1 pseudogene is annotated in these 477 nt (G+C 42.1%); it reads right to left on the bottom strand.

The window, feature by feature from the left end:
* Window positions 1–237 precede the first annotated feature (237 nt).
* A pseudogene (locus E1163_RS30090) lies at window positions 238–477 on the bottom strand (hypothetical protein); the annotation flags it as partial.

Below are 477 nucleotides of genomic sequence, written 5' to 3'. Positions count from 1 at the left end.
TACAGGATGTGAAAGAAAGTATGTCAGACAGGATCACTCCGCCCTGTACTTCGCAACATATTGCGCTATATTACATTACTGAGAGAACACTACGATCAGGGTATAGAGGAAGCTTAAAACATTAGTAGCCTGAAATGTCCTGTCTAGCAATACAAAGATATAGGTGCGAGATACTAAAAAAGGGCCACCCCCTTACCTGGCGACCCTTTACCCTCTCCTATGAAGATTTTGAATGTTTTATTGAATTCTGATAGACCGGCTAAAGTATTTTCCTGCAATGCCAATTCTCATAGTGTATGAGCCCGGACCAAGACGTGACATATCGTATCTTTTAGTCAGGTTGCCATTGTCGGCCAGTGTATCTTCAAAAATGATATCGTTGGTATTGTCCAGAATTGCCAGTTTCAAGGGCTCTTCATGCGTTTTCTGAAGGGCTATGTCAACTTTATTGCCAGATTGGTTGATGCTTGGCTTGTG

This window comes from Fulvivirga kasyanovii (genome assembly GCF_009711405.1).
GTDB classification, from domain to species: domain Bacteria; phylum Bacteroidota; class Bacteroidia; order Cytophagales; family Cyclobacteriaceae; genus Fulvivirga; species Fulvivirga kasyanovii.
Note: the sequence above shows the minus strand (reverse complement) of the source record. Positions and strands in the feature narration are given on the sequence as shown.